The 846-nt window shown below is 53.1% G+C and carries 1 rRNA gene; it reads left to right on the forward strand.

Going from position 1 to position 846, the window contains the following annotated elements:
* Positions 1-758 (forward strand): 23S ribosomal RNA (locus tag APH41_RS27555); the annotation flags it as partial.
* Positions 759-846 lie beyond the last annotated feature (88 nt).

Below are 846 nucleotides of genomic sequence, written 5' to 3' on the forward strand. Positions count from 1 at the left end.
AGTCTGCGTGGAGCCATCCTTGAAATACCACCCTGGCAACTTTGAGGTTCTAACTCAGGTCCGTTATCCGGATCGAGGACAGTGTATGGTGGGTAGTTTGACTGGGGCGGTCTCCTCCTAAAGAGTAACGGAGGAGTACGAAGGTGCGCTCAGACCGGTCGGAAATCGGTCGTAGAGTATAAAGGCAAAAGCGCGCTTGACTGCGAGACAGACACGTCGAGCAGGTACGAAAGTAGGTCTTAGTGATCCGGTGGTTCTGTATGGAAGGGCCATCGCTCAACGGATAAAAGGTACTCCGGGGATAACAGGCTGATACCGCCCAAGAGTTCATATCGACGGCGGTGTTTGGCACCTCGATGTCGGCTCATCACATCCTGGGGCTGAAGCCGGTCCCAAGGGTATGGCTGTTCGCCATTTAAAGTGGTACGCGAGCTGGGTTTAGAACGTCGTGAGACAGTTCGGTCCCTATCTGCCGTGGACGTTTGAGATTTGAGAGGGGCTGCTCCTAGTACGAGAGGACCGGAGTGGACGAACCTCTGGTGTTCCGGTTGTCACGCCAGTGGCATTGCCGGGTAGCTATGTTCGGAATAGATAACCGCTGAAAGCATCTAAGCGGGAAACTAGCCTCAAGATGAGATCTCACTGGAACCTTGAGTTCCCTGAAGGGCCGTCGAAGACTACGACGTTGATAGGTTGGGTGTGTAAGCGCTGTGAGGCGTTGAGCTAACCAATACTAATTGCCCGTGAGGCTTGACCATATAACACCCAAGCAATTTGAGTCGAAAGGCCAGATTGCGGTGTGTGAAGACGCAATGAACCGAAAGTTCGACGCTCACAAAACACCAC

This window comes from Pseudomonas sp. NBRC 111138 (assembly GCF_001320835.1).
GTDB lineage: Bacteria > Pseudomonadota > Gammaproteobacteria > Pseudomonadales > Pseudomonadaceae > Aquipseudomonas > Aquipseudomonas paracarnis.